20 protein-coding genes are annotated in these 20,473 nt (G+C 61.9%); 12 read left to right on the forward strand and 8 right to left on the reverse strand.

All coding sequences use genetic code 11. The features are described 5' to 3' along the window. Nucleotides 1–120: 120 nt before the first annotated feature. Nucleotides 121–678, reverse strand: coding sequence for a DinB family protein (locus ACRDT3_RS14055; protein WP_431493568.1), 558 nt, complete (start codon nt 676–678; stop codon nt 121–123). Nucleotides 679–755: 77 nt separating this feature from the next. Here ACRDT3_RS14055 and ACRDT3_RS14060 point away from each other — a divergent pair, with 77 nt between their 5' ends. From ACRDT3_RS14060 to ACRDT3_RS14070, 3 genes are read left to right on the forward strand one after another with little or no spacing between them, the layout of a single operon-like run. Further along, nucleotides 756–1,655, forward strand: a complete 900-nt coding sequence (locus ACRDT3_RS14060; protein ID WP_431493569.1) for a 3-methyladenine DNA glycosylase — start codon at nt 756–758, stop codon at nt 1,653–1,655. 33 nt (nt 1,656–1,688) lie between these two features. Then, on the forward strand, nt 1,689–2,120 hold the full coding sequence (locus ACRDT3_RS14065) for a hypothetical protein (protein ID WP_431493570.1): 432 nt from the start codon (nt 1,689–1,691) through the stop codon (nt 2,118–2,120). 47 nt (nt 2,121–2,167) lie between these two features. Beyond that, nucleotides 2,168–3,745 carry a cation:proton antiporter gene (locus ACRDT3_RS14070; protein ID WP_431493571.1) on the forward strand — a complete coding sequence of 526 codons (1,578 nt, stop codon included), beginning with the start codon at nt 2,168–2,170 and terminating at the stop codon, nt 3,743–3,745. On the opposite strand, the gene ACRDT3_RS14075 is transcribed toward ACRDT3_RS14070, so the two are convergent. Further along, the gene (locus tag ACRDT3_RS14075; RefSeq protein WP_431493572.1) at nt 3,742–4,872 is read right to left on the reverse strand and encodes a methyltransferase domain-containing protein; all 1,131 of its coding nucleotides are present in this window, start codon (nt 4,870–4,872) and stop codon (nt 3,742–3,744) included. The two genes, ACRDT3_RS14070 and ACRDT3_RS14075, sit on opposite strands and share 4 nt — an antisense overlap. Before the next feature lie 179 nt (nt 4,873–5,051). Here ACRDT3_RS14075 and ACRDT3_RS14080 point away from each other — a divergent pair, with 179 nt between their 5' ends. Continuing rightward, the gene (locus ACRDT3_RS14080; RefSeq protein WP_431493573.1) at nt 5,052–6,044 is read left to right on the forward strand and encodes an ankyrin repeat domain-containing protein; all 993 of its coding nucleotides are present in this window, start codon (nt 5,052–5,054) and stop codon (nt 6,042–6,044) included. 3 nt (nt 6,045–6,047) lie between these two features. Here ACRDT3_RS14080 and ACRDT3_RS14085 read toward each other — a convergent pair whose 3' ends face one another. Further along, nucleotides 6,048–6,458: a YchJ family protein gene (locus ACRDT3_RS14085; RefSeq protein WP_431493574.1), complete on the reverse strand. Its 411-nt coding sequence runs from the start codon at nt 6,456–6,458 to the stop codon at nt 6,048–6,050. A gap of 220 nt (nt 6,459–6,678) precedes the next feature. Between ACRDT3_RS14085 and purS the strand changes: the two genes are divergently transcribed. The 3 genes from purS to purL are packed head-to-tail and all read left to right on the forward strand — an operon-like array spanning nt 6,679 to nt 9,994. Continuing rightward, nucleotides 6,679–6,930 carry a phosphoribosylformylglycinamidine synthase subunit PurS gene (purS, locus tag ACRDT3_RS14090; RefSeq protein WP_102598679.1) on the forward strand — a complete coding sequence of 84 codons (252 nt, stop codon included), beginning with the start codon at nt 6,679–6,681 and terminating at the stop codon, nt 6,928–6,930. Beyond that, nucleotides 6,930–7,682 carry a phosphoribosylformylglycinamidine synthase subunit PurQ gene (gene purQ, locus ACRDT3_RS14095; protein ID WP_102598680.1) on the forward strand — a complete coding sequence of 251 codons (753 nt, stop codon included), beginning with the start codon at nt 6,930–6,932 and terminating at the stop codon, nt 7,680–7,682. Before purS ends, purQ begins: the two co-directional genes overlap by 1 nt. Further along, complete coding sequence (purL, locus tag ACRDT3_RS14100; RefSeq protein WP_431493575.1) at nt 7,679–9,994, forward strand: phosphoribosylformylglycinamidine synthase subunit PurL; 2,316 nt, start codon at nt 7,679–7,681, stop codon at nt 9,992–9,994. Before purQ ends, purL begins: the two co-directional genes overlap by 4 nt. Nucleotides 9,995–10,060: 66 nt before the next feature. Here the strand turns inward: purL and ACRDT3_RS14105 are convergent, their stop codons facing one another. Next, nucleotides 10,061–10,648, reverse strand: a complete 588-nt coding sequence (locus tag ACRDT3_RS14105; protein WP_431493576.1) for a GerMN domain-containing protein — start codon at nt 10,646–10,648, stop codon at nt 10,061–10,063. 209 nt (nt 10,649–10,857) lie between these two features. On the opposite strand from ACRDT3_RS14105, the gene ACRDT3_RS14110 reads away from it, so the two are divergent. Beyond that, the gene (locus tag ACRDT3_RS14110; RefSeq protein WP_431493577.1) at nt 10,858–11,901 is read left to right on the forward strand and encodes an LLM class flavin-dependent oxidoreductase; all 1,044 of its coding nucleotides are present in this window, start codon (nt 10,858–10,860) and stop codon (nt 11,899–11,901) included. After that, nucleotides 11,837–12,589 (forward strand): NADPH-dependent F420 reductase, encoded by a 753-nt coding sequence (locus tag ACRDT3_RS14115; RefSeq protein ID WP_431493578.1) that lies wholly within the window; start codon nt 11,837–11,839, stop codon nt 12,587–12,589. Before ACRDT3_RS14110 ends, ACRDT3_RS14115 begins: the two co-directional genes overlap by 65 nt. Here the strand turns inward: ACRDT3_RS14115 and ACRDT3_RS14120 are convergent. The 3 genes from ACRDT3_RS14120 to ACRDT3_RS14130 form a co-directional block, all read right to left on the reverse strand. Continuing rightward, the gene (locus tag ACRDT3_RS14120; protein ID WP_431493579.1) at nt 12,581–13,963 is read right to left on the reverse strand and encodes an FAD-dependent oxidoreductase; all 1,383 of its coding nucleotides are present in this window, start codon (nt 13,961–13,963) and stop codon (nt 12,581–12,583) included. The genes ACRDT3_RS14115 and ACRDT3_RS14120 overlap by 9 nt on opposite strands. Before the next feature lie 153 nt (nt 13,964–14,116). Further along, nucleotides 14,117–14,746 carry a cysteine hydrolase family protein gene (locus tag ACRDT3_RS14125; RefSeq protein ID WP_431493580.1) on the reverse strand — a complete coding sequence of 210 codons (630 nt, stop codon included), beginning with the start codon at nt 14,744–14,746 and terminating at the stop codon, nt 14,117–14,119. A 59-nt stretch (nt 14,747–14,805) separates the two neighbouring features. Continuing rightward, a complete protein-coding gene (locus ACRDT3_RS14130; RefSeq protein WP_431493598.1) occupies nt 14,806–15,861 on the reverse strand; it encodes an LLM class flavin-dependent oxidoreductase in 1,056 nt (351 codons plus the stop codon). 112 nt (nt 15,862–15,973) lie between these two features. On the opposite strand from ACRDT3_RS14130, the gene ACRDT3_RS14135 reads away from it, so the two are divergent. Beyond that, nucleotides 15,974–16,561: a CGNR zinc finger domain-containing protein gene (locus tag ACRDT3_RS14135; protein WP_431493581.1), complete on the forward strand. Its 588-nt coding sequence runs from the start codon at nt 15,974–15,976 to the stop codon at nt 16,559–16,561. 136 nt (nt 16,562–16,697) lie between these two features. On the opposite strand, the gene ACRDT3_RS14140 is transcribed toward ACRDT3_RS14135, so the two are convergent. After that, the gene (locus ACRDT3_RS14140; RefSeq protein WP_431493582.1) at nt 16,698–17,045 is read right to left on the reverse strand and encodes a zinc ribbon domain-containing protein YjdM; all 348 of its coding nucleotides are present in this window, start codon (nt 17,043–17,045) and stop codon (nt 16,698–16,700) included. Nucleotides 17,046–17,252: 207 nt separating this feature from the next. Here ACRDT3_RS14140 and ACRDT3_RS14145 point away from each other — a divergent pair, with 207 nt between their 5' ends. Then, nucleotides 17,253–18,446, forward strand: coding sequence for a siderophore-interacting protein (locus ACRDT3_RS14145; RefSeq protein ID WP_431493583.1), 1,194 nt, complete (start codon nt 17,253–17,255; stop codon nt 18,444–18,446). Nucleotides 18,447–18,558: 112 nt separating this feature from the next. Next, a complete protein-coding gene (locus ACRDT3_RS14150) occupies nt 18,559–20,325 on the forward strand; it encodes a lipase family protein (RefSeq protein ID WP_431493584.1) in 1,767 nt (588 codons plus the stop codon). Nucleotides 20,326–20,473 lie beyond the last annotated feature (148 nt).

The raw sequence follows: 20,473 nt of genomic DNA on the forward strand, positions 1-20,473 counted from the left end.
CTCAGCCCTGTTCCCCCTAGGCTAGTTTTGAAGAAGCTGAACTGGTACCGGCTTATATCCCGTCAAGGTTCCGGGCTTCTGGCACCTGCTGCGGCACAACTGAGTTTCCTCTTTCAAGCGCTATTCCCGGTACCACCGGGGCAGATACTCCCACGGCGGATCCTCGCCTACTCGTCCGTCCACAGCTTCACGCAACAGGTCCGCGTGCCCGGTGTGCCTGCCGTATTCTTCAATCAAGTCGCAAATGATCCGGCGAATTGATAGGTGCTTTCCTTCAAATTCCAGCGCCGATTGCGCATCCAGGTTCCCGATATCGATGACGCTCCGCTGAATTTTCCGGCTCTTGGCCACAGCTTGGTCATATCGCGCATAGATTTCTGCGGGATCGTCTTCCAGATCTACCTCGAAGTGCTCGCGCCCGTTGGCAGTGAGTCCAAGGAGCACTTCAGGGCGTTGCCGGGCAATGAAGTGGGTGAATTTCTCATCTTCGACAAGGGCAAGATGCTGGAGCAATCCGCCCAGGCTCAGCTGGCTGCTGGGAAGCTTCGCTGCCAGCTGCTCGATGCCCAGCCCGTCAGCCTTGTACCTGAAGGTGGCGCGCAGCCTGTCGAGCATCCCGAAAAGATGCTGTTGGTCGGAGCCGCTCATCGGCGGTTCCCAGGGAGGGAGGATTTCCATGGCGTACCCCTTTGCAGGAAGTGTGAGTTGGCGTACCAAACTGGTTTCATCGGCCCATGAATTGAATAATTAGAAGTATGCCTCTGACCGCCGCCATATTGGAACCCTCGCAGTGGATGCCGCGTGCCGCTGCGCATGAAGCACGGGCTCGGGCCTTTGGCGAACCCTTCGTGGAACGGCGGATGAAGGGCAAGAAGCATCCCATCGAGGACTTCCTGTTCACCTATTACACGCAAAAACCGGGCCAGCTCTACCGCTGGCATCCGGGGATGAACGTGGCCCTGGCCGGAGATGCAGCCCAGGAACGCAGCGACTGGAAGTTCTACCGCAACGTCCAGACCGTCCACGGTACGGGATTCCAATTTGATGCCCAGGCTTTCGGCAAGGTGCGTGCCCGCGCCATCGAGTTCGCCCGCATCATCCTGGCCGGCACCGCGCAGCGCCCAGGCAATTTCTCCTGCTTCGGCCTCCATGAATGGGCGATGGCCTACAAGTCGGAGGCCAACGGCATCCGCCATGAGTACCTCCCGCTGCGCTTGGGTGCGCAGGGAACCGACGAAGTGGTGGAAACCCACAAGATCCGTTGCACCCACTTCGACGCCTTCCGCTTCTACACGCCCCAGGCCATCGAGCTCAACGAGCTGCAGCCGACAAGGGAAACCCAGCGCGATCTGGAGCAGCCTGGCTGCTTGCATGCCAATATGGATCTGTATAAGTGGGCTTATAAGCTCTCCCCTGCAGTACCGAGCGACTTGGTCATGGACTGCTTCGAGCTCGCCTGGGACATTCGCACCATGGATATGCAGGCGTCCCCTTATGATCTGGGCGATTGGGGCCACGAACCCATCCGCATTGAAACTCCCGAGGGCAAGGCCGCGTATGTGCGATTGCAAAAGGAATTTGCGCAGCGTGCCGATTTGCTGCGCAATCAATTGCTGCAAGTCGCCAATAACCTGCCAATCTTCCCAGAAGACTAGAACTTTAATTTTGGCCGGAGGCAAGATGGATTCATGGGCACTGCACGGGGCTTTCATCTGATTCTGACCGGCATCGCGGTCAGCAGCATGAGCCTCGTGCTGGCTTCTTGCGCCACCAGCATTGGACAGGGACCGCAAACCCGCTTGGAAATCATCATTCGAGATAACGGCGCCGAAATTTCACAGCAGTACTCCCTGGAATGCGCTGGCGAGCAAGCCGCTGATTCCAGCACATTGCCTGACGCGTCCAAGGCTTGCTTGCAACTCGAACTTGAGCCCAGCGTTATCACCAGAAAAGTCGATCCCCACGAGATCTGCACCGAAATATACGGTGGACCGCAACGGGCCGAAGTGAGCGGAGCCCTGCATGGCGATCCGGTAAATGCGAGTTTTTCACGGCATAACGGCTGCGCCATCGATCGTTGGGATACCGCCTCATTTTTACTCGGATCCGAAAATCTATGAATCAATTGGCCTGAATAGTTGCGCGGAGAAACTAGAATAGTAAGACTATGGATTTTTTCCTGCTGGTTATCGCGCTGCTATTCGCCACGATCTTGATTGTCGGCATCGGGGAACGCATTAAACTGCCCTACCCGATCTTGATGCTGATTTTCGCGACGCTGGCAGGTTTCTTGCCGTTCATGCCCGAAATGCACATTGAGCCCGAGCTGATCCTTCCGATCTTCTTGCCTCCCTTGCTTTTCGCTACGGCCCAGCGCAGCAGTTGGTCGGTGTTCCGCTTCCGCTGGAAGGCTCTGATCCGGCTGGCCGTGGTGCTCATCGTGGTGACAGCAGGCACCGTGGCCGCTACCGCGCTGGCCTTCTCCCCGATCGTTTCCATTCCTCTGGCACTAGCGTTGGGCGCAGTAGTCGCCCCGCCTGACCCGGTAGCGGTGGATGCGATTGCCACCAAGGTGAAAATGCCGCGGCGCCTGACGTCCCTGCTGGAAACCGAGGGCCTGTTCAACGACGCAATGGCCATCGTGATCTTCCAGCTGGCCGTGCAGGCAACCTTGAATGGCTCGGAAGTCGGACTCGAAATCATTCCGCAGTTCCTGCTCGGCGCCGCAGGTGCGGTAGTTCTGGGTCTGGCCATGGGCTGGGCCATCGGCGCCTTGAACCGTTTCGTTCCCAACCTGGCTGCACGTTGCGCAGCCACGTTGGTGGCACCGTATGCGGTCTACATGATTGCCGAGGAGCTGCATATTTCCGGCGTCATCGCAGTGGTGGTTACGGCCCTTGAAATGGTGCGCCGGGACCGCCCCCAGGACTCCGCCGAACGCCTGACCCGACAGTCCTTCTGGGAAGTGCTCGAGCTGCTGGCCACCGGCCTGGCCTTCGGCTTGATGGGCATCGAGATGAACCAGGTGATCCAGGAGGAAGGCAGCAACCTGATCGGCTTCATCCCGGGCATCGCCGCGATCTGCTTCGTGGTCATCGCAGTGCGTGCGCTGTGGATGCTGGGAACCTACTACCTGCCCAACCGCAGCAAGCCCAAGATTCCTGCGCGCAAGGATGCGTTGGTGCTCACTTGGTGCGGCATGCGCGGGCTGGCGACTTTGGCCTTGGCACTGGCACTGCCCAAGGTCACCGCCGACGGCACGGCAATCGAGGGCCGCAACTTCGTGGTGGTGGCCGCGTGCTCCGTCCTGCTGTGCACTCTGGTGCTGCCGGGCCTGACCTTGCCAGCGCTGATGCGCGTGCTGAAGCTGCGCAATAACGAGCAAGACGCCAAGCGTGCCCGCCGGGCCCTGGCCCGCCGCGCCGAGGCTGTCGCACTGTCGGCGCTGCGCAAGAACGTGCAATTGGAAGAGCTGCCGGAGAACTACCAGCAGGCGGTGCGCCGGCGCATGAACTCGTTGCACACCATCCTGGCCAAGGACCCGGATCCGCACGATGCGATCTCGGATGAAAAGTACACGCAGATTCGCGCGGTGATCGCCAAGGCCGATTCGATCCAGGCCATCGCCCTGGAAGCCGCCCGCGACGAGCTGCTCAAGGCCCGCCGCGAACCGAATATCGACCCGCATATTGTTGATGAGATTGTCGGCCGTCTTGACCGGCGCACCGCAACCCTGGATCGCTAGGCGGCCTTGCGCTCCAGCTTCACGATGACTTCGTAGTGGCCGGTCTGCGGGAACATGTCCATCACGCGGGCCAGCTGCGGAGCGTAGTTGTCCAAACGCTCCAGGTCCCTGGCCAGTGACTTCGCGTTGCAGCTGGAGTAAATGATGTGCTGGACATCGGACCCATTCAGCCACTTCGATAGCTCTGCAGAGATGCCGCGGCGTGGAGGATTCACGATTACTGCCTCTGGCGCCCAGCCGGCACTCAGCGCAAATTCGGTTGCGTCTTGGACCTTGAAATGGATGTCATCCAGTTCCATGGATTTGGCGCTGGTCTTTGCCGCTTCAACGGCTTCCGCGCTGGTCTCGATGCCATACACGGTACGGTCCTCGGTTGCGCAATGCAGTGCGAAACCGCCCACCCCGCTGTACAGATCCCAAACGCTTTCCGGGTTGGCATCGTTGATCCACTGGCGGGCCTGCCGGTACAAGGCGGCAGCGATCTCGCTATTGGTCTGGAAGAAGCCCTGGGGACGCAAATGCATCGGTACGCCGTTCAGCCCGAATTCCAAGGTGCTTCGGCGGGTAAGAATGATTTCCTCCTCGCCTTCCAGCACTGCCTTGTGCTCAGGCAGGAAGTTCACCGACACCACGCTATGGCGTGGAAGTTGCTCAAGGAACTGCGGCAGTGAATCGCGCAGGGCCACAAAATGCTTTTTGGTGCGCAGCACCCAACGAACCATCACCGAGCCGGTATCCGACAGGGTGAGAATCACATGCTTCAGTTCGCCCTTGCGCTTGGGAACGTCGTAGGGAATGAGCTTCAGATCATGGATGAACTGCTCGATGACCGGGAATATGGCACGTAGCGGTGCTGCGATGACTCCGCAGTTGCGCAGATCGACGCCGTGGCCGTCGGCATCCAAGATGCCGATGGTCGGCTGGCCGGTGGTTCCGGAAATGACCATTTTGGCTTTGTTGCGGAAGCCTTGTTCGTTGCTGGCTTGGGGCGGAAGGAATTCCAGGCCCGGGAAGCCGGCCAGTAGCTGCTGGCAATCCTCGACCTTTGATTGCAGTTGCTGGGCATAGGGCACCGTCATCAAGGTGCATGAGCGGCAGCGGGAGGCAGAAAAGTAAAGGCATTCCATGGTGCTTATGATTTTAGCGAAGATCGGCCGGCACCGAGCACAGAGAAATCTTGACGCCGATTGACCGCAAATTTTCAGCTTTGGCCGCTAAGCTCTCAATTGATCAAAAGTTACTGAGCAGAATCCCTGCATGATGCGAAAGCAATGCGGGGATGGGTTGTTGAACCGCGAAAGGACAGATGGCACTTCATACCGGGCTATCCACGCATCGCCGTGGCATTGCGTTGCTTGCACTCCCCCTTGCTGCCGTGATCGGTGCCTGCACGAGTTGCGCCGCTTCTTCACCCCAGGCCCATGAAGTTGCTTCCACCCCGGTTCCTGTCCCTTCTTCCAGCGTTGCCGCCGAAAAATCCTTGCCCGCTCCGGGCAAGGCTGCATCAGGCTCCAGTCTCCCGCTTCCGGCTCCAACCCGGAGCAACACCACTGCTCCGACCATGGCTCCGAGCAATGCAGCCAAGAAGCCCACCGGCACTCCGGCTAAGCCGGAAAGCTCCGAAACCTCGCTTTCGCCCCTGGCCTCGGGTGCCAACACGGGTGCCTCCATCAAGGCCCTTCCCAGTTCAGCGGCCGAAATGTCCAAGGCCACCACGCAGCTGTTCGCTGCTGTGAACCAAGGCAAGCTGAAGGACGTCAAGTCGGCGCTCAAGGATGGAGCGGACCTCAACGCGCAAGACCAGGCCGGTCGCACCGCGCTGATGCGTGCAGTCATCAACAAGAACCCTGCCATCGCCAAGGAACTCTTCGAAGCAGGCGCAGATCCCGACAAGAAGGATGACTTCTACGAGTCGCCATTCCTGCGCGCGAGCGCCAATGGCCAGGTTGAGACGCTGAAGCTTCTCATTGACGGCGGGGCCGACCTCACGGCGGTAAATCGCATGGGCGGTACCGCCCTGGCCGTCGCCAGCGAGAATGGCCGGGTTCAGGCCGTACGCCACTTGCTCCGCACCGATATCCCTGTAGACCAGGTCAACGACCTGGGCTGGACTGCCCTGCACGAAACCATCGTCCTGGGCCAGGGCACCACTAATGCCATCACCATCGCGCGTTTGCTGATTATCAACGGCGCCGACCCGCACTTGAAGGACCATTCCGGTTCTGATGCATTCAAGCTAGCGCGTGAACGCCAGCAGAGCCAGATGCTGACCATGCTGCAGGCCGCAACCAAGCGCTGAATCCTAGAGGGCGTCGAGGTAGAACCAGGCGCCGTCCTGCTTCACGAAGGTACTGACCTCATGCTGCTGCGCCTCAAGCCGCCCGTCGCGGTAGTGCGCAGCGAATTCCACCACACCGCGGGAGGCCGTCGCACCGCCAGCGCGGGTTGAAATGATCTCCAAACCGGTCCAGCGCATCTGCGGATCCAATTCCAGCTCCTTGGGCCTTGTGCTCTCATGCCAGGTCGCCAGCAAATACTGCGCCAGCCCCAGCACGAAGGCGCTGTAGCGCGAGCGCATCAACTGCTCCGCGGTCTGCGGCAGCAAGGATCCATCTTCCCTTCCGTCATGCAACGGCTTGCAGCAGTTCTCGTAGGACAGCTTCCCAGCGTCCAGAACCCGGCAGGCGCAGACGGTTTGACTAGCATTTTTCACAGTTTCAGCATACGCGTCGCGTGCGCCCCGGCAGCCCATGAGCCAAAGATCACATGACTTAAACCGCAGGATATCGGTGCTATCGCACACAGGGACGTTTTCCCCATCACATTCACGGGTAGACTATGAAGGCAAGCTCGCGGAGCGCCAAATCCCCCTGGTGTGAGACGGCATCTCCGTGTGGCATTTAACTTAACCTCGCCAACAGGAGATATGCCGGATGCCCCGCATCGTTGTAGATGTCATGCTCAAGCCAGAAATCCTTGACCCTCAGGGCAAGGCCATCGCGGGAGCTCTTCCCCGCCTAGGCTTCACCTCCTTCGAAGCTGTCCGCCAGGGCAAGCGCTTTGAACTGTCCGTGGACGGCGAGGTGACCGAAGAAATCCTCGCTCAGGCTCGCGAGGCTGCAGAAACCCTGCTTTCCAACCCGGTGATCGAAGATGTCGTCAACGTCGAGGTATTCGAAGACTAATGAGCGCCGAACTTCCCCTGATTGGCGACTATTCAACGCCAAGCACTGAACTTTCCGGAGCGCGCATCGGCGTGGTGACCTTCCCGGGCACCCTCGATGACCGTGACGCCGCCCGCGCGGTACGCGCAGCCGGTGCCGAAGCGGTGTCCCTGTGGCACGCCGACACCGACCTGCAGGATGTCGACGCCGTGGTGATCCCCGGCGGCTTCTCCTACGGCGACTACCTGCGCGCCGGCGCGATCTCCCGCTTCGCACCGATGATGGCGAAGATCGCTGATGCCGCGAACTCCGACGCCAAGCTGCCCGTGCTGGGCATCTGCAACGGTTTCCAGATCCTCACCGAGTCGCACCTGCTGCCCGGTTCGATGATCAAGAACGATCACCTGAAGTTCATCTGCCGCGACCAGCTGCTGCGCGTGGAGAACAACCAGACCGCTTGGACCAACGGGTTCGAAGCTGGCCAGGAGATCACCATCGTGCTGAAGAACCAGGACGGCCAGTACGTGGCTGACGAAAAGGTCCTGGACGAGCTCGAGGCGGAAAATCGCATCGCGTTCTCCTACGTGGGCTGGAACCCGAACGGTTCGCGCCGCTCGATCGCCGGCGTGAGCAACAAGGCCGGCAACGTTGTCGGCCTGATGCCACACCCGGAGCATGCCATCGAGGCCGGCTTCGGCCCGGACCACCGCGGCACCGACGGGCTGGCATTCTTCACCAGTGTTCTGACCCACCTTGTTGGAGGCAAAAAGTGAGCCAGGAAGCCACTAAGGAATTCAATATCGACACCGTCGATAACGCAGCGGGCACCCCGGATGTAGAACTGCCATGGGCAGAGCTGGGCCTGAAGGACAACGAGTTCGCCGAGATCGTCAAGATCCTGGGCCGTCGTCCGACCGCCGCTGAGTTGGCCATGTACTCGGTCATGTGGTCCGAGCACTGCTCGTACAAGTCCACCAAGAACCACCTGCGCCAGTTCGGCTCGAAGGTCACGCCGGAAATGAAGAAGGACCTGATGGTCGGCATGGGCGAAAACGCCGGTGTTACCGACCTGGGCGACGGCTGGGCCGTGACCTTCAAGATCGAGTCGCACAACTCGCCTTCCTATGTCGAGCCGTACCAGGGTGCCGCTACCGGCATCGGCGGCATCGTGCGCGACATCATCTCGATGGGCGCCCGCCCGATCGCCGTGATGGATCCGCTGCGTTTCGGCGCGATCGACCACGAGGACTCGCAGCGCGTGGTGCACGGCGTGGTCTCGGGCATCGGCGGCTACGGCAACTCGCTGGGCCTGCCGAACATCGGCGGCGAAACCGTCTTCGACCCGATCTACCAGGGCAACCCGCTGGTCAACGCCCTGGCCGTGGGCGCACTGCGCCACGAGGACCTGCGCCTGGCCAACGCCTCGGGAGTAGGCAACAAGGTCGTGCTCTTCGGTGCGCGCACCGGCGGCGACGGCATTGGCGGCGCTTCGGTGCTGGCTTCGGAATCCTTCGATGACACCAAGCCATCCAAGCGCCCGGCGGTCCAGGTAGGCGACCCGTTCGCCGAGAAGGTGCTCATCGAGTGCTGCCTGGAGCTGTTCAAGGCCTCGCTGGTCGAGGGCATCCAGGACCTGGGCGCTGCGGGCATCTCCTGCGCCACCAGCGAACTGGCCTCCAACGGCGAAGGCGGCATGCAGGTCGAGCTGACCAACGTGCTGCTGCGCGACTCCACCCTGACCCCGGGCGAAATCCTGATGTCGGAGTCCCAGGAACGCATGATGGCCGTAGTCACTCCGGAGAACATCGAGGCGTTCGAGGCCGTCATGGCCAAGTGGAACGTGGAGTTCTCCTGGCTGGGCGAGGTCACCGACACCGACCGGTTGATCATCACCTGGGATGGCGAAGTCATCGTGGATGTGGATCCGAAGACCGTCGCCCACGACGGCCCGGTCTACGACCGCCCGTATGCCCGCCCCCAGTGGCAGGATGCGCTGCAGGCTGACACCTTCAAGTCCTCGGAAGCCGGCGCCAACCTGCCAGCTACCGGGGAAGAGCTGAAGGCCGCCGCCCTGGAGCTGATCGCCAGCCCGAACATGTGCGACAAGTCCTGGATCACCAGCCAGTACGACCGCTACGTCGGCGGCAACACCGCGCTGGCCGCCCCGGACGATGCTGGCGTGGTCCGCATCGACGAGTCCACCGGACTCGGCGTGGCCATCGCCACCGATGCCAACGGCCGCTACACCTACCTGGACCCGTACGCCGGCGCCCAGCTGGCGCTGGCCGAGTCCTACCGCAACGTCGCCACTTCCGGTGCGATCCCTGCCGCTGTTTCGGACTGCCTGAACTACGGCTCCCCGGAGGACCCGGATGTCATGTGGCAGCTGGCCGAGGGCATCCGCGGCCTGTCCGATGCGTGCATGGAGCTCGGCGTCCCGGTCACCGGCGGCAACGTCTCGCTGTACAACCAGACCGGCGACAAGGCCATCCACCCGACCCCTGTGGTTGCGACCCTGGGCAAGTTCGACGACGTCGCTCGCCGCACTCCTTCGGGCTGGCGCGAAGAGGCCGACGGCCAGGCCATCTACCTGATCGGCACCACCGCCGATGAGCTGGACGGCTCGGAATTCGCCAACCTGCGCGGCCACCTCGGTGGCCTGCCGCCAAAGGTTGACCTGGCTGCCGAAAAGGCACTGGGCGCAATCCTGATCAACGCCAGCCGCGATGGCATGATCGACGCCGCGCACGACCTGTCCGAGGGCGGCCTGCTTGCAGCGCTGTCCGAGATGGTCCTGCGCTACGGCGTTGGCGCTCGCGTGGCCCTGGACGAGATCAAGCAGCGTGACGGCATCGATTCCTTCACCGCGCTGTTCTCGGAGTCCCAGGCACGTGCCTTGGTCGCCGTTCCACGCAGCGAAGAGGTCCGCTTCAACGACATGACCAGCGCCCGCGGTGTAACCGTGGCCCGCATGGGCATCGTCGATGCGCAGTCCGGCGTCCTGGAAGTCCAGGGCGAGTTCACCGTTTCGGTGGACGAGCTGCGTGAAGCTTCCGAGGGCACCATGAAGAAGTACTTCGGCTAGGCACTGGCCCCACCCTGAACGGCGGTTCTCCTCATTGAGGAGAGCCGCCGTTCTTGCTTGCGCAGATTATTTGGCGCTGAGCACTTCTTCAAGCACGGTGCCGTCAACAAGGATCCGGGCCTCGCCGGTACCGGCCGCGGTCATCGCGGTGTATTCGAGCTGTCCGATAATGCGCGGATCATCGCAGGTGCCGCCAGAGCTCAAAGTTCCGCTCAATTCGACACTCACCACATCTCCATCCACCATCGATGAAACGTATTCGAGATCAGAGCCGGCCAAGGCGTTGCGCAACCCGGATTCCCCGAGTTCTTCCTCGTCATCAGCGAGGAGGGCAACAATTGAGGCTTCTACCTGGTTGGTGAATTCCTCTGGACCGGTTTCGCTTGAGACCAGGGAGTCGCCGCAGCCGATCGCCGGTCCCGATTTCCCCTCATCGCCCACGGCAACATAGAACAGCGTCAGGGCAGCTGTCGTCGGATCCGCAGAACTCGGTGCTGGCGCACTGCTCTGCGCGGGGGTGGCAGTGCCAGCGCTGGTTGGCGGTGCCGGGCTTTCGGCCGTTTCGCCGCCGGATCCTGGACTGCAGCCGGAAGCCAGAATGAGCGCTCCAAGGACAAGCGCCAGTGATGCTGGAGAAGTTCGTTGAGTTCGCATGATTTCCTCCCCGCGAGACTCGTACGACTGGTTTCCCAACCGTAGCCGTGCCCAGCTGATCCAATCCAGCACGAATCCGTTGCAGTTTGGCTCCTTTGCGGCTCCACTGGGGATCAGCTGCGGAGCAACTGCCGAAAGTGGTTGACACGTCAATGACTTTAAGTCATGATTGATGCATCAACAAAGTTTCGGAATACAGGGAGCCCGCAATGAATGCCTTCGAGAACATCGAATTCGGCCTCGACACCTTTGGCGATGTACCCAGCGACAAATCCGGCAAGCCGGTAACTCATGCCCAGGGCATCCGCGCCACGGTCCAGGAAGCCATTGCTGCCGACCAGGCCGGCGTCGATGTGATCGCTGTCGGCGAGCACCACCGCCCGGAATACGCCATCTCCAGCCCCGAGACCGTTCTTGCGGGCATTGCCACGGCGACCAAGAGCATTCGCCTCGGATCCGGCGTGACCGTGCTGTCTTCCGACGATCCGGTCCGCGTCTTCCAGCGCTTCGCTACCGTGGATGCATTGTCCAACGGCCGTGCCGAAGTCATGCTGGGCCGCGGCTCCTTTACCGAGTCCTTCCCGTTGTTCGGCCATGACATGGCTGACTACGAACTGCTCTTCGACGAGAAGATCGACCTGTTCCACAAGCTGCTCGACGAAAAGCCAGTGACATGGCAGGGAACCAAGCGTGCACCGCTGGCCGATATGGATGTCTTCCCCAAGACCGAGTCCGGACGGCTGAACACCTGGGTGGGAGTGGGAGGCTCCCCGCAGTCGGTCATCCGCACGGCGCACTACGGATTCCGCATGATGCTCGCGGTCATCGGCGGGTCCCCCGAGCGCTTCGCACCCTACATCGACCTGTACCGCCGGGCCAACGACCAGTTCGGCCACCCGACCCTGCCGGTGGGCCTGCACTCCCCCGGCTTCGTTGCGGAAACCGACGAGCTGGCCCGGGAGCACATGTTCGACGCCTACAAGGAGCAGCGCGACCGCATTGGCGCCACCCGTGGCTGGAGCCCAATGAGCCGCGGCGAATTCGAGCACGAAATCAGTGAAGGATCGCTGTACGTCGGCTCGCCGGAAACCGTGGCGCGCAAGATCGCCAAGACCATCAAGACCTTGGATATCGGCCGTTTCGATTTGATCTACTCCGGCGGCGCAGTAGAAGCCGGTGCCCGCCTGCGTGCCGTGGAACTCTACGGCGAGAAGGTCATCCCGCTGGTGCGCGAAATGCTCGCCGAGCGCTAAACCTGGATTCGAAGACTTGCCTGAAGGAGAAAAAATGACACAGCAGACCATCGGCATCCTGGGCGCCGGAAAGATCGGCACGGTCCTGGCCCGCCGCGCCTTGCAGGCCGGCTACAAGGTGCTCATCGCCGGTTCCGGCGACCCTGGTGCCATTGCCCTGACCGTTGAGATCCTGACTCCGGGCGCCGTAGCCGTGGACCCGGCAACCGCCGCACGGGAAGCCGACATTGCCATACTGGCCTTGCCGCTGGGCAAGTACCAGAATGTTCCGGCTGGCGAGCTTGAAGGCAAGCTGGTTATCGATGCCATGAACTACTGGTGGGAAACCGACGGCATTCGCGAGGACCTGAACGACCCTGCGGTCTCCACCAGCAATCTGATCCAGGAGTTCCTGCCAGGTTCGCGGATCGTCAAGGCCTTCAACCACATGGGCTACCACGACCTCCAGGACGAATCCCGTCCAGCCGGCGCCGAGCGCCGCAAGGCCATCGCGGTGGCCGGGGAGCTGGGCTCCGACGTTGATCAGGTGGCACGGATCGTTGATGATTTCGGCTTTGATCCGCTGCCGATCGGCGCCTTGGCTGAAGGCTTGCGCCTGCAGCCTGGCCAGCCTGCTTTCGGCGCGAACAAGCCGCTGGCCGAGCTCGCAGAGCTCATCGATGCCGCGCAGGTCCAGACCTCAGCCTAGCTGCGCGAGCACCTCGTTCAGCGCTTCGGTAGACGAAGGGTGGGTGAAGATCTGGTCGCGCAGTTCAGCGGCGGTCATTTGCTGCCGCATGGCCAGCGCCACCAGGTTTACCACCTCCTGGGAGTCCACGTGCATCAGCGCCGCTCCGAGGATCTGGTCGCTGCGCGCATCGACGACGAACTTGATGATGCCCCGCGGGTCGCCCACGATCTTGGGGCGCGGCATCGCCGCGATCTCGGAAACTTTTTTCACCGCGATCTTGGCCTGGATTCCCTGCTGCGCTGCCTGCTCTTGGCTCAAGCCAACGCGAGCCAGCGGCGGAGTGGTGAAGATGGTGTACGGAACAGCAACCCGGTCCTTGGTGCTGCGTGCTCCGTCTCCCAGCAGCCCGCTGGCCAGGACCCGGTAGTCATCGAGCGAGACATAGGTGAACTGGGGACCGCCGTTGGCATCGCCCAGGGCATAGATGCCCTCGACATTGGTAGCCAGGAACTCGTCCACCGCGGCTTCCCCTCGAGAGCCTGTCTGGACCCCGGCGGCTTCCAGCCCCAAGCCGGCAGTATTCGGCACCCGCCCGAGCGCAATCAGCACGGCATCCGCCTGCTGCTGGTGCACCTCGCCCTGGCGCTCGTAGCTGACAGTGGCGCCATGCTCGTCCTGGCTGATCGAGCGCACCGAAGCCGAACTGATGATCGCGGCTCCGGCATCTTCCAGGCAGGCCTGGACTTCCCCGGCCACATCCGGGTCTTCCTTGGACAGCGCACGGCTCCCGCGATCCAGCACCGTGACTTTAGAACCGAACTGGGCAAACATCGAGGCGAACTCGATGCCGACATATCCCCCGCCCACCACAGCCAGGGTCTGGGGCAGCTGGGCATGCTGGATCGTTGTGGAATCATGAACCCGCCCGCCGATCTGCGCTCCTTCGATGTCCGGGACCGCAGGAAGCGCGCCGGTGTTGATGATGATCTTCCCTGCGCTCAGTTCCAGCTCTTCGGAACCGGCAGTGACCTTGATGCTTCGAGGTCCGGTGAATGCGGCCTTGCCATTGACCACCAGCACCGACTCCAGGTCGTCGAGCATGGAGAAATTCTTGGCGCGCATCATGGCGGTGAGCTTGTCCCGGCGCTGGACGGCCTCCTGGAAGACCTGCTGGTCGTATCCGGTGCCATCCCGGGATTCGGCATCATGGATCAAGGCTTTGGTCGGCACGCAACCGATATTGATGCAGGTGCCGCCATACATCTGGGAGGACTGCTCGACTACCGCCACCCGCTGCCCTGCCCGGGCCAGGGTACCTGCCAGGGTCTTGCCGCCTTTGCCCCACCCGATCACGATCGCTTCGAGCTTTCCGTCCGCGCTTGCTGAACCCACGATAATCCCCTAGCTGTTGCCGCCTTGTCCTAGCACGAGTCTTGTTCCCGCAGGCCGCTTCCGTCAACCTTGGCCCGGACCGCCCGCCGATGGAAAACGGCGGACCGCATCCTTTGCAGAATGCGATCCGACGCTTGCTCCGAGCTTGCCCGGCTACTGGAGGGAACGGCCGCGGGCAGCCGATTCGATGAGGTTATCGCCTGGCAGCGCACCGCCCGATGCCACCGCGCTGGCCCATGCGGCGGTCGGCGCCACCGAGGCCCAATTGGAGTTCAGCACGGCCATCAGGGTTTCATGCACCTGCTGGGCGGGGATGGAACCGGCGGCATTGGCGATGCCGATGGCGCCGGTGGCGTCCGAGAGCACCTCTACCGAGAAGCCCAGAGGCTCGGCGGCAGCGGCAGAGCCGATCACGCAATTATTGGTCATGTACCCCACCAGGGTCAGCGTGTCGATTTCGCGCTCGCGCAGCCACTCTTCCAGCCCGGTTCCGGCGAAGATGCTGGCGTAGCCCTTGGCGAACTTGTGGTCGGCCGCTTCCACCCGTGCAAGCACCTGCGGATGCAGGGCAAAGGTGGAGGATTCGGGTGCGAAGACGGGGAATCCTGCGGGTGCTTGGTGCTGCACGACGACAACCGGGATGCCGGCCTTTGCCGCTTCGTCCATGGCGCTGGCGATGGCGGCTACCGACTGCTCGCGATCCGGGTACTGGATCTGCAGCAGGCCATCAAAGTATTCCTGCTGCACGTCGATGACGATCAGTGCTCTGCGTGGTGCGGACATGCCGTATTCCTCTTTCTGATTTGTCGATTTGGCACCATCAGGTGCCAGGTGGTCCAGGTTTATTCGGCCGGCTGGTAGTGCCGGGCCATGAGCTGCACGGTTTGCACCGCTGCGCCAGGGGCATGGCTTCCGGTGACCATCATCAGCTCATCGGCTCCGGTCCGCTGCTGCAGCGCTTCGAGGCGCTGCGCCACCTGGGAAGGCGTGCCGGCCAGGGTGCGGTTGGTGTACATGTCGAGGATCGCCCGCTCGTTGAGCGTGGCGGGATATTCCGCGACTTCCTGGGCGGACAGCAGCGCATATGGCTCGCGCTTGAACATCCGCAGCATCGCCATGGCCGCGGTGGAGGCCTCGGCACGGGCATATTCGGGGTCTTCGGCCGCAATGGCACTCAAGCTGACCAGCACGTAGGGACGGTCGAGCGCTGCCGAGGGCACGAAGTTCTCGCGGTAGATGCGCAGCGCGGTGTCGATATCGGCGTCGCCGAACTGCAAGGCGAATGCGTAGGGGCGACCCAGCCGCGCGGCCAGCTGCGCCGAATACGCAGAGGAACCCAGGATCCACAACGGGGTCTGCGCTTCCGGTGCCGGCAGGCGGTTCTGCTCGTTCTGCCACGGGCCGGGCACGGCATGGACTTCGCTGTAGGGGTGCCCTGCGGGGAAATCATCATTCAGGAATCCCACGAGCTCGGCCAGTTGCTCGTCAAAGGTCTCGTTGGCTCCGGTGCCGCGGCGCAACGCGGCCGCGGTGCCCCCGTCGGTGCCTGGCGCGCGCCCGACCCCCAGGTCGATGCGCCCCGGGGCCAGCGCTTCGAGCATGCCGATCTGCTCCGCGACCACCAACGGTGCATGGTTGGGCAGCATTACTCCGCCGGCACCCAACCTGATCCGCTGGGTGTCAGCGGTGAGCCGGGCCATCATCAGCAGCGGCGAAGCCACGGACAGTGCGGGCATGGCATGGTGCTCCGACATCCAGAAACGGTGGTATCCGTGCTGGTCCGCGGCCTTGGCGATGCCGATGGTGTCATTCAGGCCCTGCTGGGCGGTTTGCCCCACGCCGGGGCCGCCACCGGTATGAACCGACAGGGCGAAGGGAGCGGAGCCGAATCGTGGCACTGGCTGCAAGGCCAACCTCTTTTCTCATGTTATTTCTATTTTTTACCGTGATACCTACACTAGCAGGTGATCACGGTAAAGCAATACTGATACCATGAGGATTATGTCCCAGATGCCCCTTCCCCCGAGTCCCGGAACAGCGCAGCACTGCAGCATCGATCTGGCCAATAGCGAAATCCAGCTGCCCGGAGGCAAGAGCTTCGACGCGCTGGCCAGCCCGGAGGGCACCACGCAATGGCTCATCGCGCGGGGCCTCGTGCCCCAGGATGCAGCATTGCAAAGCTATTGCCAGAATCGGCTAGTCACCCTTCGCAGCCAGATCAGGAAAGCTTTCCATGCCAGCGCCTCGGGCACGCCTGTGGCCGCGGAAGTACTGCAGGGCATCAACGCCGCGCTCTTGGCAGCGCCGAGCACCCCCTTGCTGCACCAAGAGCAGGGCAAGGGATTCTTCCGCGCCCTGGAACACCCCGCCACGCAATTGACTGAGCACGCCATGTCGCGGCTTGCCGAGGACGCGGCAGCACTGCTGAGCAGCGAAGAAGCGGGCCTGCTGGCCCAATGCGAGGCCGAGCCATGCACCCGCTACCTGCTCAAGACCCATGGCCGCAGGCATTGGTGCTCCACGCGTTGCGGCGATCGCGTGCGGGCGGCCCGCTCGTACGCCAAGAAGAAGAGCCAGCAGGTTTCCTCTACCGAATAAGCCATGGCGCGAGGATTCCGGCCGGCGACGCTGCCAGGTAAATTGCATGCCGTGGCACGCGCCAAGCAGCATTGAAAACTGAAAGGCTCCCACCATCCGAGGATGCTGGGAGCCGTTGGCACTGCGGGCGGAAAGCCTAGATCTTCTTGACGATGGAAGACTTCAGTTCCATCTGGCCGAAGCCGTCCACCTTGGCGGCGATATCATGGTCGCCCGAGCCCTGGACCAAGCGGATGTTGCGTACCTTGGTTCCGGCCTTCAGTGCACTTTGCGCGCCCTTGACCTTCATGGTCTTGGTGATGCTGACGGTATCGCCGTCCTCCAGCACATTACCGACCGCATCCTTGATAACTGCTTCGGCGGCTTCGGCTTCTTCGGCCTCAGCGTTCCATTCATGCGCGCACTCTGGGCAGACCAGCAGGGCATCCATTTCGTAGGTGTATTCGCTGGAGCATTCAGGGCACGGTGGCAAGGTATCAGACATGGAGCTAATTTTAGTGACCCGCTGTGCCCATTGTCGAATGAATCGAATATCGAATAATCCGCGGAATTTCGCGGTAAAAACGGTCCGAAACCCAGGTCCTGAACGCTTCCTGCGCTCCAGCTTGAAATTACTTGTTTTCCGCGCCGGCTATCCCCCATACTCAGGCATACAGGCTGGTGCTCACACCAGCCGGGTTAGGGGCACACCATGTCTAAGCACCACAAGTACGAGAGCTACGGTCCGCAGTACACGGTGACGCCAAGAGAAGGGCTCACCTTGGAAATCCTCGCTCAGGCCGAAAAGGCCGGAGCGAAGGCAGGATACGCGGTGGCCAAAGAGCAGCTGTACCGGAACATCGGCAACAGCTCAGTGCTCAACGAGCAGCAAACCGACGAACTGTTGGCCGCTGCCGAACGCGCCGGCGCCGCGGCGGCACTCACCGCGGCACGCAAAGTCCTGGATAAGACACTGCGCACCTCGTTCAAGCACCACCACCACGCGACGGCGCAGGAGCCCGCCGGGCCGCTTGCCCCGCGGCCATTCGCTCCTCCGCAGACGCGCAGCTATTCGGAAACCTACGAGGAGCCCGTCGCCCAGCACACCCCCGCCTTGGGATATCTGGAACCGCCAAGGGAAAAAGTTGATCAGCACATTCTGACAATCACCCGGGTAGAACAGCTGAACGACCAGATGGTGCGGATCATTGCCGGGGCCCCCGACTTGGACGGCTACCGTTCCAACGGGGCACTCGATGAATACGTGAAAGTCTTTGTTGCTGATCCCGCGCTCGGATTAGAGCCTCCCTATGACCTGCGCGCCTTGCGGCAGCGCCTGCCCCGCGACCAAGTTCCACGGTCCAAGTCGTACACGATACGTTGGATCGATGCGGTCGTGCCGGAAATAGCTATCGACTTCGTAGTTCATGGCGAGCCGGGAACTGTTGGCCATTGGGCCGGGACAGCGCAGCCCGGGGCCCCGCTGGTGATTTCACCATCACGGAGCAAGTCATCGTTGTCGCTGAATGCCGAGTACTATGTGCTGGCCGCGGATGAAGCAGGCATCCCCGCGATCTGCAAAGCCCTCGAAGCATTGCCCGCAGAGGCGCGCGGTCTAGCGCTGCTCGAAGTTGCCGATCAGAACGCAATGTTTGACGTGAAACATCCTCCAGGCGTTGATTTACGCTGGTTGCCGCGCGACGGCGTTCCGTCGGGCCGCAGCTCATTGCTGGCCGACGAGCTCCGTTCCTTGCCGCTGCCCCATCGTCGGCTTGGGCTAATCGCTCACGCTGAGCGTTCCACGGTCAAAGAGATCAGCCAAATTGCGCGACACTGGCACCTCGACAAGCGTTCCACCCATATCTCCTCTTACTGGACCCTGCGCGAGGGGAGATTACGCCGCTAAAAGCTAAATCAGAGTGATCCTCAACATCACAGCTGCGCGCACGGGGGCAAGCGCTTGAACTCCGGATAACCTTGGAAGAATCGCATCCGCATTGGTTTCCCAAGGAGTGTTCATGGCCCAGCCCGATAGCACCAGCAACTTCGCGCGCTTTCTCGGCGGTGTTTTGCTGATTGCCATCGGACTCGTCCTAGTGTTCAACTCGGCGAGCGCGGTCCGACTGATCATTTGGCTGCTGGGCGCTGGCCTGTTGATTGCGGGCCTGCTGCGTCTTGCCGAGGCGCAACACGGCTCAGTTCGCCGCTGGCCGGTCTTGTTTTCTGGTGGCCTGCTGGTGCTCAGCGGGTTCGCTCTCCCGCTCTGGCAGGGCGCCAGCTTGCCGGTCTTGGCGTTGGCGGTATCGCTGGTTCTTCTCCTGGGCGGAGTGCTCAGACTGGCCGCGGTGCTCCGCGGGCAGCGGCAGCATTCCTTCCGCGGCGCTCTCACAGCACTTACCGGTGTCTTTGGCGCGGCTCTCGTGATGTTTTGGCCCAGGCTCTCCTTGTGGGTTCTCGGTGTCGCTTTTGGCGGCTGGCTGTTCCTTTTGGGCGCCCGCTGCTTGTGGCCTTTTCTCCGGCCTCGCCTTCCGGCAATTCCTGCCTGGCTCCGCACTGCCGGTAGCGCTGGCGTGACAGGAATGAGCGCGATGGGTCTCGTCGCCGTGCTCGGGCTCGGAACAATCACCGCTTTCCTCCATGGCCAAAGCAATATGGCCGCCGCAGATGATTTCTATTTGCCACCGGCTAGCGTTCCTGCTGCACATGGTCAGTTGCTGCGCGCAGAACCGCTGGCAAAGGGCACTCCGCCGAATACTCTTGCCTGGCGAATACTGTATACAACGCAAGGTCCCGATGGCTCTCCAGCAATAGCATCGGGCGTGGTGACCGTGGCCGAGTCCGCCACGGGAACCCTACCGGTTATCTCTTGGGCCAATGGGACCAAGGGCGTTATTTCACAGTGCGCGCTGTCCATGGGACCGAATCCTTATGATGATGGTCCAGCTGTTGCCCGTGAAACCATGTTGGCTGACGGATGGGCGATCGTCGCCACCGATTATGTCGGCTTGGGCACCGCTGGCCCTCATCCCTACTTGATTCCTGCTGCCGAGGCGTACGCGGTGCTCGACGCTACCCTCGCAGCAGGTCAGCTGCGAGACCTGCATTCACGCGGAGTCCAGCTGGGACAGTCCAGCGTAGTATGGGGCCATTCCCAGGGCGGCCACGCGGCTCTGGCCACGGCTGAAGCCGCCGGGGACTACGCGCCAAACCTGGAGATTCTCGGCATTGCCGCCATGGCCCCGGCAACTAACCTCCCGAAATTGGCCGAGTCGGTTGCTGATACCGCGGCGGGGAAAATCATTTCCAGCTACATTGCCGCCAGCTGGAACCAGCTGTATCCGGGCTTGGGCATCGAAGAGCGGCTGACAGCCCGTTCTCGCATGGCGGTAGACCAGTTATCCCAGAATTGTTTTTCCGGTACAGGCGCACTGACCGGGTTAGCCCAGGCAAGCCAGCTCTTCGAACCGATTCTTAGTCCCGAAACTCTCGACGGCCAGCTGCACTCGGTGCTGAAACGCAATTCGTCGATCGTGCCGGCTGGCTACCCGGTGTTTATTGCCCAGGGCGCTGCGGACTCTTTGGTCCTGCCCTCAATGCAGCGCGAGTTCTTCAGAAGTTCCTGTACCCCGGATGTTCAGATCGGTTACCGCGAGTACGCCGGACTGGACCACATGCCGCTAGTCGGGACAGGCTCAGCCCTGAATGAGGATCTTGTGGCCTTCACCGGCTCGTTGCTTGAAGGGAAGCCAGCTTTCCCCGAAGGCACCACCTTGTGCAGGAAATGAGCTTTTGCACCATCAACCTGATTCCTTATGTTGTTATACCAACACGCGAGCCCGTGGCTGGGGAACATAAAATAGGTTCGGAAAGACTTCCAATAATTCATTGCCATTCTATGCCGCCTGGCCATTTTTTGGCCGTCGGCCCAGGAGA

This window comes from Glutamicibacter sp., from assembly GCF_050701915.1.
Lineage (GTDB): Bacteria > Actinomycetota > Actinomycetes > Actinomycetales > Micrococcaceae > Glutamicibacter.

Excerpts from the sequence above, each read along its gene's own strand:
- ACRDT3_RS14055 (WP_431493568.1), bottom strand. The coding sequence starts at position 678 with ATGGAAATCCTCCCTCCCTGGGAACCGCCGATGAGCGGCTCCGACCAA.
- ACRDT3_RS14060 (WP_431493569.1), top strand. The coding sequence starts at position 756 with ATGCCTCTGACCGCCGCCATATTGGAACCCTCGCAGTGGATGCCGCGT.
- ACRDT3_RS14065 (WP_431493570.1), top strand. The coding sequence starts at position 1,689 with ATGGGCACTGCACGGGGCTTTCATCTGATTCTGACCGGCATCGCGGTC.
- ACRDT3_RS14070 (WP_431493571.1), top strand. The coding sequence starts at position 2,168 with ATGGATTTTTTCCTGCTGGTTATCGCGCTGCTATTCGCCACGATCTTG.
- ACRDT3_RS14075 (WP_431493572.1), bottom strand. The coding sequence starts at position 4,872 with ATGGAATGCCTTTACTTTTCTGCCTCCCGCTGCCGCTCATGCACCTTG.
- ACRDT3_RS14080 (WP_431493573.1), top strand. The coding sequence starts at position 5,052 with ATGGCACTTCATACCGGGCTATCCACGCATCGCCGTGGCATTGCGTTG.
- purS (WP_102598679.1), top strand. The coding sequence starts at position 6,679 with ATGCCCCGCATCGTTGTAGATGTCATGCTCAAGCCAGAAATCCTTGAC.
- purQ (WP_102598680.1), top strand. The coding sequence starts at position 6,930 with ATGAGCGCCGAACTTCCCCTGATTGGCGACTATTCAACGCCAAGCACT.
- ACRDT3_RS14105 (WP_431493576.1), bottom strand. The coding sequence starts at position 10,648 with ATGCGAACTCAACGAACTTCTCCAGCATCACTGGCGCTTGTCCTTGGA.
- ACRDT3_RS14110 (WP_431493577.1), top strand. The coding sequence starts at position 10,858 with ATGAATGCCTTCGAGAACATCGAATTCGGCCTCGACACCTTTGGCGAT.
- ACRDT3_RS14125 (WP_431493580.1), bottom strand. The coding sequence starts at position 14,746 with ATGTCCGCACCACGCAGAGCACTGATCGTCATCGACGTGCAGCAGGAA.
- ACRDT3_RS14135 (WP_431493581.1), top strand. The coding sequence starts at position 15,974 with ATGCCCCTTCCCCCGAGTCCCGGAACAGCGCAGCACTGCAGCATCGAT.
- ACRDT3_RS14140 (WP_431493582.1), bottom strand. The coding sequence starts at position 17,045 with ATGTCTGATACCTTGCCACCGTGCCCTGAATGCTCCAGCGAATACACC.
- ACRDT3_RS14145 (WP_431493583.1), top strand. The coding sequence starts at position 17,253 with ATGTCTAAGCACCACAAGTACGAGAGCTACGGTCCGCAGTACACGGTG.
- ACRDT3_RS14150 (WP_431493584.1), top strand. The coding sequence starts at position 18,559 with ATGGCCCAGCCCGATAGCACCAGCAACTTCGCGCGCTTTCTCGGCGGT.